At 72.8% G+C, this 14633-nt stretch carries 12 protein-coding genes and 1 riboswitch; of the genes, 6 read left to right on the forward strand and 6 right to left on the reverse strand.

What is annotated here, in order from left to right:
- Positions 1 to 3: 3 nt before the first annotated feature.
- A riboswitch (cyclic di-AMP (ydaO/yuaA leader) is annotated at positions 4 to 192 on the reverse strand.
- A 976-nt stretch (positions 193 to 1168) separates the two neighbouring features.
- From J7I94_RS04470 to J7I94_RS04485, 4 genes are all read left to right on the forward strand, one after another.
- Positions 1169 to 2179 carry a polyprenyl synthetase family protein gene (locus tag J7I94_RS04470; protein WP_215165244.1) on the forward strand — a complete coding sequence of 337 codons (1011 nt, stop codon included), beginning with the start codon at positions 1169 to 1171 and terminating at the stop codon, positions 2177 to 2179.
- 267 nt (positions 2180 to 2446) lie between these two features.
- Positions 2447 to 3703, forward strand: coding sequence for a DUF2092 domain-containing protein (locus J7I94_RS04475; RefSeq protein ID WP_215165245.1), 1257 nt, complete (start codon positions 2447 to 2449; stop codon positions 3701 to 3703).
- Positions 3704 to 3760: 57 nt separating this feature from the next.
- Positions 3761 to 4693 (forward strand): ABC transporter ATP-binding protein, encoded by a 933-nt coding sequence (locus J7I94_RS04480; RefSeq protein WP_215165246.1) that lies wholly within the window; start codon positions 3761 to 3763, stop codon positions 4691 to 4693.
- Entirely contained in the window at positions 4680 to 5582 is a 903-nt protein-coding gene (locus J7I94_RS04485) for an ABC transporter permease (RefSeq protein ID WP_215165247.1), read from the forward strand. Before J7I94_RS04480 ends, J7I94_RS04485 begins: the two co-directional genes overlap by 14 nt.
- Here J7I94_RS04485 and J7I94_RS04490 read toward each other — a convergent pair.
- A complete protein-coding gene (locus J7I94_RS04490; RefSeq protein ID WP_251074652.1) occupies positions 5572 to 6663 on the reverse strand; it encodes an amidase family protein in 1092 nt (363 codons plus the stop codon). The genes J7I94_RS04485 and J7I94_RS04490 overlap by 11 nt on opposite strands.
- A 110-nt stretch (positions 6664 to 6773) precedes the next feature.
- A complete protein-coding gene (locus J7I94_RS04495) occupies positions 6774 to 7277 on the reverse strand; it encodes a DUF6668 family protein (protein WP_215165249.1) in 504 nt (167 codons plus the stop codon).
- A 216-nt stretch (positions 7278 to 7493) separates the two neighbouring features.
- Here J7I94_RS04495 and J7I94_RS04500 point away from each other — a divergent pair, with 216 nt between their 5' ends.
- On the forward strand, positions 7494 to 8834 hold the full coding sequence (locus tag J7I94_RS04500) for a tetratricopeptide repeat protein (protein ID WP_215165251.1): 1341 nt from the start codon (positions 7494 to 7496) through the stop codon (positions 8832 to 8834).
- 61 nt (positions 8835 to 8895) lie between these two features.
- Here the strand turns inward: J7I94_RS04500 and rarD are convergent, their stop codons facing one another.
- Both rarD and J7I94_RS04510 read right to left on the reverse strand, forming a co-directional pair.
- Entirely contained in the window at positions 8896 to 9909 is a 1014-nt protein-coding gene (gene rarD, locus J7I94_RS04505; protein ID WP_215165253.1) for an EamA family transporter RarD, read from the reverse strand.
- Positions 9910 to 10076: 167 nt separating this feature from the next.
- The gene (locus J7I94_RS04510) at positions 10077 to 10931 is read right to left on the reverse strand and encodes an NAD(P)H-binding protein (protein ID WP_215165256.1); all 855 of its coding nucleotides are present in this window, start codon (positions 10929 to 10931) and stop codon (positions 10077 to 10079) included.
- Between the two features lie 99 nt (positions 10932 to 11030).
- Between J7I94_RS04510 and J7I94_RS04515 the strand changes: the two genes are divergently transcribed.
- Positions 11031 to 11420, forward strand: coding sequence for a helix-turn-helix domain-containing protein (locus tag J7I94_RS04515; protein WP_215165258.1), 390 nt, complete (start codon positions 11031 to 11033; stop codon positions 11418 to 11420).
- 87 nt (positions 11421 to 11507) lie between these two features.
- On the opposite strand, the gene J7I94_RS04520 is transcribed toward J7I94_RS04515, so the two are convergent.
- Together J7I94_RS04520 and J7I94_RS04525 are read right to left on the reverse strand one after the other, a co-directional pair.
- On the reverse strand, positions 11508 to 12557 hold the full coding sequence (locus J7I94_RS04520) for a 2-oxoacid:ferredoxin oxidoreductase subunit beta (RefSeq protein WP_215165260.1): 1050 nt from the start codon (positions 12555 to 12557) through the stop codon (positions 11508 to 11510).
- Complete coding sequence (locus J7I94_RS04525; protein WP_215165262.1) at positions 12550 to 14478, reverse strand: 2-oxoacid:acceptor oxidoreductase subunit alpha; 1929 nt, start codon at positions 14476 to 14478, stop codon at positions 12550 to 12552. The genes J7I94_RS04520 and J7I94_RS04525 overlap by 8 nt, the downstream gene beginning before the upstream one ends.
- Between the last annotated feature and the right edge of the window lie 155 nt (positions 14479 to 14633).

The following is a 14633-nucleotide window of genomic DNA, read 5'->3' on the forward strand; positions in this document are numbered from 1 at the left end:
GTGCGGTCCTCTCCATACGCCTGCGAGGTGAGCTGTCGGGTTCGGGCGGGGAGGTGCCCGGCCGTGCCCTGTCGGGCCCGGCTTCACCCCGAGCCGCTCCGGTCCTCCGGTGACGTCGGGTGACGTCCGGTGACCGGCGCGGCGACTTACCTGGGTCCCCCGCTCCTGCCGTGAATGAGTCGGATGCGTGTGCGTCGGGCGGTGGCAGGATTCGGCGTCCGCTCGACAGGCCGGGAACGTATGCGACAGCACATGTCCGGAACAAGTGCCGGAATCACCTAACGTGCCTGTTGACCTTGGTCTGAGGCATTTGAGGTACTTGATCCTTTGCGAGTGGCAAGGGTCAACTGGCGTACGGGGCAAAGGGATGGAGGGTGTGGGGGCGGCGGCGCGCGGTCGGGTGGCGGCGTGAGTCAACTCACTGACGCTGACGAGTGGGGCAAATCGGGCAATGAGGTCAACTTGGGTTTTACTGGCCAGGGGTGGCTGTCACCGGTGGCGGGATCGCCCGCCTGGCTCACCCGGCGGCGGGAACGAGAGTTGGAGCGAGGGCTGGAGCGGGGGCTGGACGGGGGTCTGGAGTGGGGCTGGAGCGGGGGCTCGACGGGGGTCTGGAGTGGGGCTGGAGCGGGGGCTCGACGGGGGCCTGGAGTGGGGCTGGAGCGAGGGTCTGTGGGTCGAACGGGTGACGTTCCCGGGTCGCGCGACGTTGGGAGGAGTGGTGGGATCTTCGATGGATTCCCGGTGGACCCTCGATAGAGCCTTGGTGGACCGGTGGTGAGGCCCGGCGGGGCTCGACGGGGCTCGATGGTCCCGGAGGGGTGTCGACGGGGCCTCGGCGGTCCTCGGTGTTCTCCGGTGGTCGCAGAGGAGTCCCTCGGGGATCCCTCGGGGACCCTTCAGGGAGCATCCTGGGGGCCGGGGGGTTCCGAGGGGCCCAGAAGAAATCGCGGCGTCGGCGCGCCCCGGCCGTCCCGCGAAGTCGATCCATATCCGCTCATATCACCTGATCAAAAACATACAGTTCATGACCTGATACCGACCGGCCTGTAACGGTGGGCGCTATCGGTGATCGAAACGTGACCGGATACGCTGACTTGAGTGATGGCAGCGACCTATCGACCAGCCGTGTAACCGCGAGTAGACACCAGCAGACAGGAGACCCCTCGTGACCGTCGTCGGGCCGTTCGGGCTGAGCGTGCGGGACCAGGCTCTGGAAGCCGATGTCCAGGCCGGAATGGCGGCAGTCGAGGAAGGACTGCTGGAGGCAACCAAGAGCGAGGTGCCCTTCATCACGGAGGCCGCCCAGCACCTGGTGCGGGCGGGCGGCAAGCGGTTCCGGCCGCTGCTGGTGATGCTCGCGGCCCAGTTCGGCGACCCCGACGCCCCGGGCATCGTGCCCTCGGCCGTCGTCGTGGAGCTGACCCACCTCGCCACGCTGTACCACGACGACGTGATGGACGAGGCCGCGGTACGGCGCGGGGTGCCCAGCGCCAACACCCGCTGGGACAACTCCGTCGCGGTCCTGACCGGCGACTTCCTCTTCGCCCGCGCCTCACAGATCCTCGCCGACCTCGGCCCGGAGGCGGTCCGGGTGCAGGCCCTGGCGTTCGAGCGGCTGGTCACCGGCCAGATCCTGGAGACCGCGGGCCCGCAGGACGGCCGGGACCCGGTCGACCACTACCTGGACGTGCTGGGCGGCAAGACCGGCTCGCTGGTGGCGGTCGCCTGCCGGTTCGGCGCGATGATGTCCGGTGCCGACGAGACGGTCGTGGACGTCCTCACCCAGTACGGCGAGCGGCTCGGCGTCGCCTTCCAGCTCGCCGACGACGTGCTGGACATCGCCTCCGAGTCCACCGAGTCCGGCAAGACGCCCGGCACCGACCTGCGCGAGGGCATCGCGACCCTCCCGGTCCTGAGGCTGCGCGAGCGCGCCACCCGGCTGGGGCTGGCCGAGGACCTCGCCCTGTGCGAGCTGCTCGCCTCCGACCTGACCGACGACGCCCGGCACGCCGAGGCGCTGCGCCTGCTGCGCGCCCACCCCGCCCTCGACCAGGCCCGGCGCGACACCGTCCGCTACGCCGAGGAGGCCCGCGCCGCCCTGGCCCCGCTGCGGGAATGCGACGCGAAGACGGCGCTGGTGGAGCTGTGCGACGCGGTGGTGCACCGGGCCGGCTGAGCCCGTCCGGACGCCACCGCCCGCCCCTGCGCGCCACCGCCCCTGCGCGCTACCGCCCCTACGGGTAGGGGAGTGCTCCGTGCGCGTGTGTCATACCGCAGCAGTAGGCGGAGTTGAGCCTGCGGTCTGACGCTTCCCGATGGCCGATTTGGTCAGATGGTCATCACGGAAAACAACACATCCTCACCAGTTCGGGTGAGAATGGCGGCTCAGGGTGGACTGGTGCGAGGTCGCGAACAGCCGCCGCCTACGACGGAGGTAGGGCACATGACACCGTACGAATCCGAGACCGGGACCGAGACCGAGGAGCGCGGGACGGGGCGGCGCAAGGTGGCGCGGTACGTCGTCCCGGTCACGGTGATGGGCGTCGCGGCGGCGACCATCGGACTGGTTCCCGCGCTCGCCGACTCCGGGGACCCCGACCTTCCCGACATCACCGCGCAGCAACTGCTGGAGAAGGTGGCCACGTCGGACGTACAGCAGCTGTCCGGCACGGTGAAGATCAGTACCGACCTCGGGCTGCCGGACCTCGGGGGTCTGGAGAGCGGCCTCATGAACGGCGCGGGCTCGTCCTCCGGTTCCGCGGACGGCGGTTCCTCCGCGGACCCGTCCACGAAACTGACCGAGCTGGCCTCCGGCACCCACACGCTGCGCGTCGCGGTGGACGGCCCCGACCGGCAGAAGGTGTCGCTGCTCCAGGACGCCGCCGAGTACAGCCTGATCCACGACGGCAAGGACGTCTGGGGCTACGACAGCGAGTCCGGCGAGGTCTACCACTCCGCCGCCGCCGCCGACGACGACCGGGCCGAGGACGGCCAGCGGCGCGAGGAGCTGCCGGCCACCCCGGGCGACATGGCCGAGGAAGCCCTGAAGGCGGTCGACGACACCACGTCCGTGACCGTCGACGGCACCGCGCAGGTGGCCGGGCGGGACGCGTACCGCCTGGTGATCGAGCCGAAGCAGAAGGGTTCCACGATCGGCTCGATCAGTGTGGCCGTGGACGCGAAGACGGGCGTGCCCCTGAAGTTCACGCTCAGCCCGGCGGGCGGTGGCTCGGCGGTCGTGGACGCCGGCTTCACCCAGGTCAGCTTCGCCAAGCCGGCCGCGTCGACGTTCGACTTCACGCCGCCCAAGGGCGCGAAGGTCACGGAGGGCGACGAGATCGAGGAGGCGCCGGCCACCGGGTCCGGTTCCAGGTCCGGCACCGGGTTCGGTTCCGGCAAGGAGCAGAAGTCCGAGGAGGAGCTGGCCAAGGGCCTCGACGGGCTGAAGGTCATCGGCGAGGGCTGGAACGCGGTCGCCACCTTCGACACCGGCGCCCAGGGCGGCCTGCTCACCGGCGACACCGGCGGCGACCTCGACGGCTTCCTGGGCTCGCTCGGCGACCAGGTGAAGGGCGAGTTCGGCTCGGGCACGGTGTTCAGCACCCGCCTGGTCAACGCCCTGATCACCGACGACGGCACGGTCTACGTGGGCGCCGTCACCAAGGACGCGCTGGTCGAGGCGGCCGACGCGGGCCGGTGAGGGCCTGAGGGGCAGCACACGGCAGCGGACGAAGCGAGTGAGTGAGTGAAGGAGCCGATGGACGCCGTCATCGCCACCCGCGGCCTCACCAAGCGCTACCGCGGCGGCCAGCTCGCCGTGGACGGTCTGGACCTGACCGTCCCGGCGGGCAGCGTCTTCGGCTTCCTCGGCCCCAACGGCTCCGGCAAGACCACCACCATCCGCATGCTGATGGGCCTGATCGAACCCACCTCGGGCACCGCCCGGGTCCTCGGCCGGCCCATGCCGCGGGCCGCCCGCGCCGTACTGCCCGGGGTCGGTGCCCTCATCGAGGGCCCGGCCCTGTACGGCTTCCTGACCGGCCGCGACAACCTGCTGCGCTACGACGCCGCCGACCCGGCCGCCGACCCGCGCACCCGGCGCGAGCGGGTGGCGGCGGCGCTGGACCGGGTCGGCCTCACGGCCGCCGCCGGGAAGAAGGCCAAGGCGTACTCGCTGGGCATGAAGCAGCGGCTCGGCATCGCCGCCGCGCTGCTCCAGCCGCGCCGTCTGCTCGTCCTGGACGAGCCCACCAACGGGCTGGACCCGCAGGGCATGCGGGAGATCCGCGTCCTCGTGCGCGAACTGGCCTCGGACGGCACGACCGTCTTCCTCTCCTCCCACCTGCTGGACGAGATCGAACAGGTCTGCACGCACGTCGCCGTGATGACCCGGGGCCGCCTGATCACCCAGGGGCCGGTCGCCGACCTGGCGGCCGGGGCGCGCGGGCGGCTGGTGGTGACCACGCCGGACGCGGCGGACGCGGCCCGGGTGCTGAAGGAGCAGGGGGCCGCCGACGTGGTGATCGCCGAGGACCGGGTGACGGCGGAGCCGCCGGAGCGCGACCTGGCCGAGGTGAACGCCGCGCTGGTGGCGGCCGGGGTCCGGGTGCGCGGCTTCGGAGTGGAACGCGCCTCCCTGGAGGACGCGTTCGTGGCGCTGACCGGGGAGGGATTCGATGTCGCGGGCTGAGGCGAGCGCGCCGCTCACCGAGACGATCACGGACGTACGCCCGCCGCGCGCCCTGTGGAGCCTCGGCCTGCTGCGCAACGAGGTGCTGACCACCTTCCGGCGCTGGCGCACCCTCGCCCTGCTGGCGGTGCTGGCCGCCGTGCCGGTGCTGGTCGGCATCGCCGTGAAGATCGAGACGGGTGACGGGGGCGGAGCGGGCGGCGGCGGGGGCGGCGCGGGGCCGGCGTTCATCTCGCAGGTCACCAACAACGGACTCTTCCTGGTCTTCACCGCGCTCGCCGCGACCCTGCCCTTCTTCCTGCCGATGGCCGTCGGCGTCGTCGCCGGCGACGCGATCGCGGGCGAGGCGAGCGCCGGCACCCTGCGCTACCTGCTGGTCGCCCCGGCCGGCCGCACCCGCCTGCTGCTCACCAAGTACGCGACCGTGCTCACCTTCTGCCTGGCCGCCACGCTGGTGGTCGCCGTCTCGGCGCTCGCGGTCGGCGCCCTGCTGTTCCCGCTCGGTGAGGTGACGACCATCTCCGGGACGCGGATCTCCTTCGCCGAGGGCCTCGGCCGCGCCCTGCTGATCGCCCTGGTCGTCGCAGCCTCGCTGGTCGGCGTGGCCGCGCTCGGCCTGTTCGTCTCGACGCTGACCGGCAGCGGCATCGCGGCGATGGCGACGACGGTCGGGCTGCTGATCACCGTCCAGATCCTCGACCAGATCCCGCAGCTGCACGCCCTCCAGCCGTACTTCCTCTCCCACTACTGGCTGTCCTTCGCCGACCTGCTGCGCGAACCGGTCTACTGGGACGACCTGGTGAAGAACCTCGGCCTCCAGACGCTGTACGCCGCGGTGTTCGGCTCGGCGGCCTGGGCGCGCTTCACGGCGAAGGACGTCACGGCCTGACGCCGGTGGCCGCGCGGGAGGAGGCGGCGGCCACCGCGAGCAGCAGCGCCTCCGCGCCGTGCGGTGCGACCAGGTGGAGCCCGGCCGGACAGCCGTCGGAGCCGAAGCCCGCCGGGAGACTGAGCGCCGGATGCCCGCTGAGGTTGAACGCCCAGGTCAGCGCCGTCGAGTAGCGGTCGCCGGGGCCCTCGTGGCCGTGCGGCGGGGTCGGGGCCGTCGGCGTCAGCAGCAGCGGGGCGGTGCGGAACAGCAGGGTCAGCCGGCGGTCGTTCTCGGCCCGCGTCCGGTGTGCGTCCGCCGGGTCGGCGCCGGGGGTGCGCAGGGCCAGCCAGGCGGGCCCCGGGTCCAGCAGCCGGAGCGGACGCCGGGGCCGTACGAGCCGTACGGCACCCGCCGCGACCAGGCGGTCCACGGCGGCGCGGGCCAGGGCGACGGGCTCGTCGTCGGGAGCCGCGTGACCCAGGTCGGGGGACCAGACGGCGGGCACGGGCAGCGCGGGCGCCGCCGCTTCCGGTGCCGGGGTGTCCGGCACCACGGCACGCCAGTAGGCCGCCGCGTCCGCCGCCGACCGGGTCAGGACGCCGGGCGCCGTCAGCCGCGTACGGTCCGCGCCGCCGGTCAGCTTCAGTCCCAGTACGCCGCACCACGCGGCGGGGATACGGACCGACCCGGCCCCGTCGCTGCCGGTCGCCAGCGGCACCAGTCCGGTCGCCACGGCCGCCGCCGCCCCGGCCGAGGAGCCGCCCGGCGTACGGTCCGCCCGCCACGGGTTGACGGTACGGCGGCCCTGGGCCCCGAGCCCCCAGGTCTGCCAGCCGGTGCCGGGACCCGGCACGGACGTCGCGCCCACGGCGACACATCCCGCGGCGAGCAGCGGTCCCGCCGTACGCAGCCCGCGCCGGCCCTTCACGGCGATCGGCACGCCCGCCAGCGGCAGCCGCGCGCCCGCCGCGGTCCGCGCGTCCACCTCGGCGGCCCGCAGCAGCGCCTCCTCCTCCCAGACCTCCAGGAACGCGCCGAGCGAGCCGTCGGCGTCCGCGATCCGGCCGAGCGCCTCCGCCACGGCGTCCACGGCCCGCAGCCGCCCCGACCGGACCGCCCCGGCGATCTCCCCGGCCCCCGGCCCGGCGCGGCCCGCCCTGGGGTGGCGTACCGGCTGGTCAGGGACGGACGGCGGTCCGGCGACGGCCGTCACTGTTCCGCCCCGGTCGGCCGGGCCAGCGCCTCGGTGCCGCGGGGCGGGGAGCCGCCGAGGTCGCCCAGCCGCCAGGCGGGGACCCAGGGGACGCGGTGGACGTCGACGGCCGCTTCGAGCAGCCTCACCCGCTGGGCGAGGGGACGGGGCAGCCGTCCCGGCGCGTCTGCCACCAGGATGACCGCGTCGAGGGCGAGCCCCGGCGGTGCCTCCCCGTGGCGGAACGCGTCCAGCGCGCGGACGGCGGCCGCCAGCCCCGCCGCGTGGGTCCGGGCGACCAGCAGCACGGACGGCGGATCGGCGGGCCCGGGCCAGTTCCGGCCGCAGTCGTGGCCGCCGTAGACCTCGGCGAGGGTGGTGACGCCCGCGCCGCCGTGGGTGCCGACCCAGGAGCGGTGCCGTAGGGTGCGGGGCGTCGTGGCGGACGGCGGCACCGGTCCGGGTGCGGACACCGGCCCGCGGATCCAGATCTCCGGTCCTTGCCGCATGCTGGTGCGCATGCCCGTGCTCCTCCCTCGTCACGCCCCGCCCCACGGCCCGGAACGCCCCGTCGGCCCGGCCACCACCTCCTGGAACGAGCCTGTGACAGCGCGGTGACGTGAGGACCGCGAGCGAGCGGAGAAACTCAACAGTAGGTGTTCGAATGGCTCCGGACGGCACGGGGAGGGAAACCACCGGTACGGCCGCACACGGAACCCGCCCATGAGTGAGGGACGATGGCACGACTCAGCCGCGACAAGAAGCGGGACCACCAGTACGTCGGGCACCCGGCGGCCCCCGCGGCGCCGCCGATCGACGTGCGGGTGCGGGGCACCGGAACCGGCACGGTCGGCGGCGTTCCCGTCGCCGCGGTCCCGGGCGAGGAGATGCAGCAGACCGTACTGAACCGGCTCCAGCGCCTCGCGCGCGCCGCGGGCGGGCCGGTCCTCGCCACGGTCCACGACGAGCGCATCGGCTACGTCGTTCCGCTCCGCGTCGATCCGGACGGCTCCAGCCACCTCATGGGCGAGCCGGCCCGCACCGACCCGCCGTCGGACGCCGGCCGCCGCCCGGACGAACGGACCGCTCACGAGGACGTGCGCCCGGCGCCGGGTCCGGCATCGGTTTCGGTGCCGGGTTTGGCTCTGGGTTCGGTGCCGGGTTCGGCTTCGGTTCCGGGTTCGGGTCTGGGTTCGGTGCCGGGTTCGGCTTCGGTTTCGGTGCCGGGTTCGGTATCGGTTCCGGGGCCGATGGGTGATCCGTCCCCGACGTTCCGGCTGCGTACGCTGCCGCAGGCCGGGGCGTCGCAGGGGGCCGCCGCGGCTCCGGGGACCGTCGCGCCGCCGACCGGGGAGTTCGGCCCGCCGCCGCGGATGGACGGACCGGCAGCGCCGGAGGAGGCGTCGAGGCCCCCCGCGACGCCCGCGCCTCTGCCCGTGACGCCCCCCGCGCCCCCCGCGCCCCCGGAGTCCGACGTCCGCCTGGGGCGCGGCGCCGGCCTGGTCACCGAGGCCGACCTGGCCGCCGACACCCAGCCGACGCCCGCCCGCGGGTTCGACGCCGTGGCCGAGGCCGTGCTCGGGGACGGACCGATCACCGCGCCCGGCGACAGCACCGCCCCCGCCGTGCTCGCGGAGCCCACGGCCCGCGTCAACGAGGCCGTCCGGGAGGGCCGGACGGAGGAGGCGGCACGACTCGCCGAGCAGGCCGTGACGGAGGCGACCGGCACGCTGGGCGCCGACCACCCCGAGGTACTGCGGCTGCGCGAACTGTCCGCCTACATCGCCTACCTGTCCGGCGACCCGGTCCGCGCCCTGCACACGGCGCTGGACGTGGCCCGGGCCCACCACCGCGCGGGCGACGCGGAGGCCGCCTACGGCACCGTGCGGAGCGCGGCCACCGCCTGGCGTGCCGTACGCGAGCCCGCGCTCGGGCTGGAACTGGGGCACGAGCTGATCGGACTGTGGACGGCACTCGCCGTCGAGGAGGGGCCGGCCGCCGACGACATAGAGGAACTGGAGTCCGCCCGCGCCCGCATGGGCCGCCTCACCGAACGCGCCCGGGCCCTGGCGGAGTAGGTCCCGCCGGGCAGGGCGGCGGCCAGGGCAACGGGCCTGTGCGTGCGGTCACTCGTACGGGTTACACGACCTGTCGGCGGGAGTCCGGCGCGGGCGCCTGGGACGCCTCCGCCTTCATCCCCGCCTTCGCTGTTCCGGCGTTGACAGTCCCGGCCGCCGCCGTCCCGGCCTTCAGCGTCCGGGCGTTGCGGCGCGCGGTGTGCAGCGCGTTCCAGGTGAGCAGCACGAGCGCCACCCACACCAGGCCGAAGCCGGCCCAGCGCTCGGGCGGCATCTCCTCGTGGAAGTAGAGGATGCCGAGCAGGAACTGGAAGACCGGTGCCAGGTACTGGAGCAGGCCCAGCGTGGACAGCGGGACGCGGATCGCGGCGGCGCCGAAGCAGACCAGGGGGACCGCGGTGACCAGGCCGGTCGCGGCGAGCAGCGCGGCGTGCCCGGCGCCCTCGGTGGTGAAGGTGGAGTCGCCGTGCGCGCCCAGCCACACCAGGTAGCCCAGCGCGGGCAGGAACTGGATCGCCGTCTCGGCGGCCAGCGACTCGACGCCGCCGAGGTTGGCCTTCTTCTTCACCAGGCCGTACGTGGCGAAGGAGAAGGCGAGGCACAGGGAGATCCACGGCGGCCGGCCGTAGCCGACGGTGAGGACGACGACGGCCGCGAGGCCGGTGGCGACGGCCGCCCACTGCACGGGCCGCAACCGCTCCTTGAGCAGCAGCACGCCGATGGCGATGGTGACCAGCGGGTTGATGAAGTAGCCGAGGGACGCCTCGACGACATGGCCGCTGTTGACGGCCCAGATGTAGACGCCCCAGTTGATGGTGATGACCGCGGCGGCGACGGTGACCAGGCCGAGCTTGCGCGGCTGCCGCAGCAGTTCGCCCGCCCAGGCCCAACGCCGTACGAAGAGCAGCGCGACGGCGACGAAGAGGAGGGACCAGACCATGCGGTGGGCGAGGATCTCCCCGGCCCCGGCGGGCTTGAGCAGCGGCCAGAAGAGGGGGACGAGGCCCCACATCCCGTAGGCCGCGAAGCCGTTCAGCAGGCCTATGCGTTGCTCGCCCTTCGACGTCCCGGTCACGGGCTCCTCCTTCTCGCGCGCTGGTCGCCTGCACGACCGTAGCGCCGCGCGCCCGCCCCTGTCATGCCCGTATCGCTATACGGTCATGACAGGGGCGGTGTGCCGGGAGGGCGCCGGGAGCGTTCGGGGGCGTCCGGGAGTGTTCCGGGAGTGTTCCGGGAGTGCGCTCACTTGCGCAGCGCGGCCTCGATCGCCTCGCTGACCGGGGTGGTCGGGCGGCCGATGAGCCGGGACAGGTCGCCGGTGGTGACGACCAGTTCGCCCTTCTCGGTGGAGGCCTCCACGCCGCCCAGGATCTCGGCCATCGGCTCGGGCAGCCCGGCGGCGACGAGGGTGCTGACGTACTCCTCGACGGACACGGCGCGGTAGGCGACCTCGCGGCCCGACCGCCGGCTCACCTCGGCCGCGTACTCGGCGAAGCTCCACGCCTCGTCGCCGCCCAGCTCGTACCGCTTGTTCTCGTGCCCCTCGCCGGTCAGCACGGCGACGGCGGCGGCCGCGTAGTCGGCGCGCGAGGCGGAGGAGACGCGGCCCTCGCGGGCGGCCTGGACGACGGCGCCGTGCTCCAGGACCTGGGCGAGGTTCTCGGTGTGGTTCTCGTGGTACCAGCCGTTGCCCAGGATCACCCACGGCAGACCGGAGGCGAGCAGGACCTTCTCGGTGGCGCGGTGGTCGTCGGCGAGCGCGGCGGTCAGGCTGCTGGGGGCGCTGGTGTAGGCCAGCAGCGCCACGCCGGCCGCGGCGGCGGCGTCGATGACCGTCTTGTGCTGCGCGGGGCGGTCCTTGGTGACCTCGTTGCCGGAGATCAGCAGCACCTTGTCGCCGGCCGCGAACAGCCCGTCGAAGGTCTCGGGCGCGTTGTAGTCGGCCACGGCGATCCGTACCCCGCGCTCCGCGAAGTCGGCGGCCCGCTCCTTGTCGCGCACGACGGCGGTGATCTGCTCGGCCGGGACCTTCTCCAGCAGCTGCTCCACCACGTGGCGGCCCAGGTGTCCGGTGGCTCCGGTGACGACGATGCTCATGATCTGCGTGCTCCTCGTGGGGTGACGTCGTGTTCTGGCACTCACATTAGGAGGGGCGCTAACTTTTGGACAGTACCCACTTTAAAGTAAGGTACGGCTATGAACGTAAGTACCAGCCGTGCAAGTGCCGCCCGTGAGGAGCTGTGTCCGTACCGGCTCGTCCTGGAGCACGTCACCAGCCGCTGGGGCGTCCTGGCCCTGGTCGAGCTGCTCGACCGCCCGCACCGTTTCGGCGAGCTGCGCCGGGCGGTCTCCCGGCGGGGCCGGACGGTCAGCGAGAAGATGCTGACCCAGACGCTCCAGGTCCTGGAGCGCGACGGTCTGGTCCACCGGGACGCGAAGCCGGTGATCCCGCCGCGCGTGGACTACTCCCTGACCGACCTCGGCCGGGAGGCGGCCGAACAGGTGCGGGGGCTGGCCCAGTGGTCGAAGGACCGGATGGACGAGGTGGCGCGGGCCCGCCAGGCATACGACGAAGCGCGGGGCTGATCGCTGCCCTCGGGCGTCTGGCATACGACGAGGCCCGGGGCTGACGGCTCGGCCGTCGCCCCGGGCCTCCTGCAGAGCCGTGCGGGCTCAGCCCACGACGGTCCAGGTGTCGCCGCCGGCCAGCAGCGCGGCGAGGTCGCCCTTGCCCTGCGACGCGACGGCTCTGTCGAGCTGGTCGGTCATCTGGGAGTCGTAGACGGGCCGGTCCACGGAGCGCAGGACGCCGATCGGGGTGTGGTGCAGGGTGTCGGGATCGGCGAGCCTGCTCAGCGCGAACGCGGTCGTCGGGGAGGCGGCGTGGGCGTCGTGGACCAGTACGTCCGCCTCGTTCTCCGGGGTGACCGCCACCACCTTCAGGTCACCGGTGGCCGGGTCCCGCACGACCCCCTTGGCGTTGTCGGCCCCGAACCGGATCGGCTGCCCGTGTTCGAGGCGGATCACCGCGTCCTCGGCCTGCCGCCGGTCCTTGAGGACCTCGAACGCGCCGTCGTTGAAGATGTTGCAGTTCTGGTAGATCTCGATCAGCGCCGTGCCCGGGTGGGCGGAGGCCTGGCGCAGCACCTCGGTGAGGTGCTTGCGGTCGGAGTCGACGGTCCGCGCGACGAAGGACGCCTCCGCGCCGAGCGCGAGGGAGACCGGGTTGAAGGGCGCGTCCAGGGACCCCATCGGCGTCGACTTGGTGATCTTCCCGACCTCGGAGGTCGGGGAGTACTGGCCCTTGGTCAGGCCGTAGATCCGGTTGTTGAACAGCAGGATATTGAGGTTGACGTTGCGGCGCAGCGCGTGGATCAGGTGGTTGCCACCGATGGACAGCGCGTCGCCGTCGCCGGTGACCACCCACACGGACAGGTCGCGGCGGGAGGCGGCCAGGCCGGTGGCGATGGCGGGGGCGCGACCGTGGATGGAGTGCATCCCGTAGGTGTTCATGTAGTACGGGAAACGGGAGGAGCAGCCGATGCCGGAGACGAAGACGATGTTCTCCTTCGCCAGCCCCAGCTCGGGCATGAAGCCCTGCACGGCGGCGAGGATGGCGTAGTCGCCGCAGCCGGGGCACCAGCGCACCTCCTGGTCGGACTTGAAGTCCTTCGCCGACTGCTTGCCCTCGGCCTTCGGGACCAGCTTGAGTGCCTCAGTCATCGATGGCCTCCTTCAGCGCGGTGGCGAGCTGCTCCGCCTTGAACGGCATCCCGTTGACCTGGTTGTACGAGTGGGCGTCGACCAGGTACTTCGCCCGGACGAGCGTGGCGAGCTGGCCGAGGTTCATCTCGGGGATCACCACCTTGTCGTAGCCCTTGAGGACCGTGCCGAGGTTGGCCGGGAACGGGTTGAGGTGGCGCAGATGGGCCTGGGCGATCGGCTCCCCGGCCGCGCGCAGCCGCCGCACGGCGGCCGTGACCGGCCCGTACGTCGAACCCCAGCCCAGCACCAGGGTCCTCGCCCCGTCCGGGTCGTCGACCTCGATGTCGGGGACGTCGACGCCGTCGACCTTGGCCTGCCGGGTGCGGACCATGAGGTCGTGGTTGGCCGGGTCGTAGGAGATGTTCCCCGTGCCGTCCTGCTTCTCGATGCCGCCGATGCGGTGCTCCAGGCCGGGCGTGCCCGGGATCGCCCAGGGGCGGGCGAGGGTCTGCGGGTCGCGCTTGTACGGCCAGAAGACCTCGGTGCCGTCGTCCAGGGTGTGGTTGGGTCCCTGCGCGAACCGCACCCGCAGGTCCGGCAGTTCCGCCGGCTCCGGGATGCGCCACGGCTCGCTGCCGTTGGCCAGGTAACCGTCGGAGAGCAGGAAGACCGGGGTCCGGTACGTCAGCGCGATCCGGGCCGCCTCCAGCGCGGCGTCGAAACAGTCGGCCGGGGTGCGCGGGGCCACCACCGGCACCGGCGCCTCGCCGTTGCGCCCGAACATCGCCTGGAGCAGGTCGGCCTGCTCGGTCTTGGTCGGCAGCCCCGTGGACGGGCCGCCGCGCTGGATGTCGACGACCAGCAGCGGCAGTTCGAGGGAGACCGCGAGCCCGATCGTCTCGCTCTTGAGCGCCACGCCCGGGCCGGAGGTGGTGGTGACGGCGAGCGAGCCGCCGAAGGCCGCCCCCAGCGCCGCCCCGATCCCGGCGATCTCGTCCTCCGCCTGGAAGGTGCGCACACCGAAGTTCTTGTGCCTGCTGAGTTCGTGCAGGATGTCCGAGGCCGGGGTGATCGGGTACGAACCCAGGAACAGCGGCAGGTCCGCCTGCCGGGACGCGGCGATCAGGCCGTAGGACAGGGCCAGGTTGCCGGAGATGTTGCGGTACACGCCGGGCGGGAACGCCGTCGCCGCCGGGGCCACCTCGTAGGAGACCGCGAAGTCCTCGGTCGTCTCACCGAAGTTCCAACCCGCCCGGTACGCCGCGATGTTGGCCGCCGCGATGTCCGGCTTCTTCGCGAACTTGGTGCGCAGGAACTTCTCCGTGCCCTCGGTGGGCCGGTGGTACATCCAGCTCAGCAGGCCCAGCGCGAACATGTTCTTGCTGCGCTCGGCCTCCTTGCGGGTGAGGGCGAAGTCCTTCAGCGCCTCCACGGTCAGCGTGGTCAGCGGCACCGGATGCAGGCTGAAACCGTCCAGCGACCCGTCGTCGAGCGGGGAGGCGTCGTACCCCACCTTCTGCATCGCCCGCTTGGTGAACTCGTCCGTGTTGACGATGATCTCCGCGCCGCGCGGCATGTCCCCGATGTTCGCCTTCAGCGCCGCCGGGTTCATCGCGACCAGCACGTTCGGGGCGTCGCCCGGGGTGAGGATGTCGTGGTCGGCGAAATGCAGCTGGAAGGAGGAGACGCCCGGCAGGGTACCGGCGGGCGCCCGGATCTCGGCCGGGAAGTTCGGCAGCGTAGAAAGATCATTTCCGAAGGACGCGGTCTCCGAGGTGAAACGATCTCCGGTGAGCTGCATACCGTCGCCCGAATCGCCCGCGAACCTGATGATCACCCGGTCCAGCCGGCGGACGTCCTTGCTCCCCGCCGGTTTGCGCTGCTCTCCTACGACCGTTCCGTCGGCCTGCTCCGCTGGACTGCTGACCTGGCTGGTCACTGAACTGGACCTCCCTCGAGGCGGCTGTCCGGGGAGTGGTCTTATGCCGACCATCCCAGGATCAACCCTACGACCGTGGGGGTCGCCTATCGGGGGACATTCGCATGATGGACACGACTTCGAGACAGCCCGCCGCCCTGTGCTCCCATGGCTCA

The sequence above is a fragment of the Streptomyces sp. ISL-12 genome, assembly GCF_018614415.1.
Classification (GTDB): domain Bacteria; phylum Actinomycetota; class Actinomycetes; order Streptomycetales; family Streptomycetaceae; genus Streptomyces.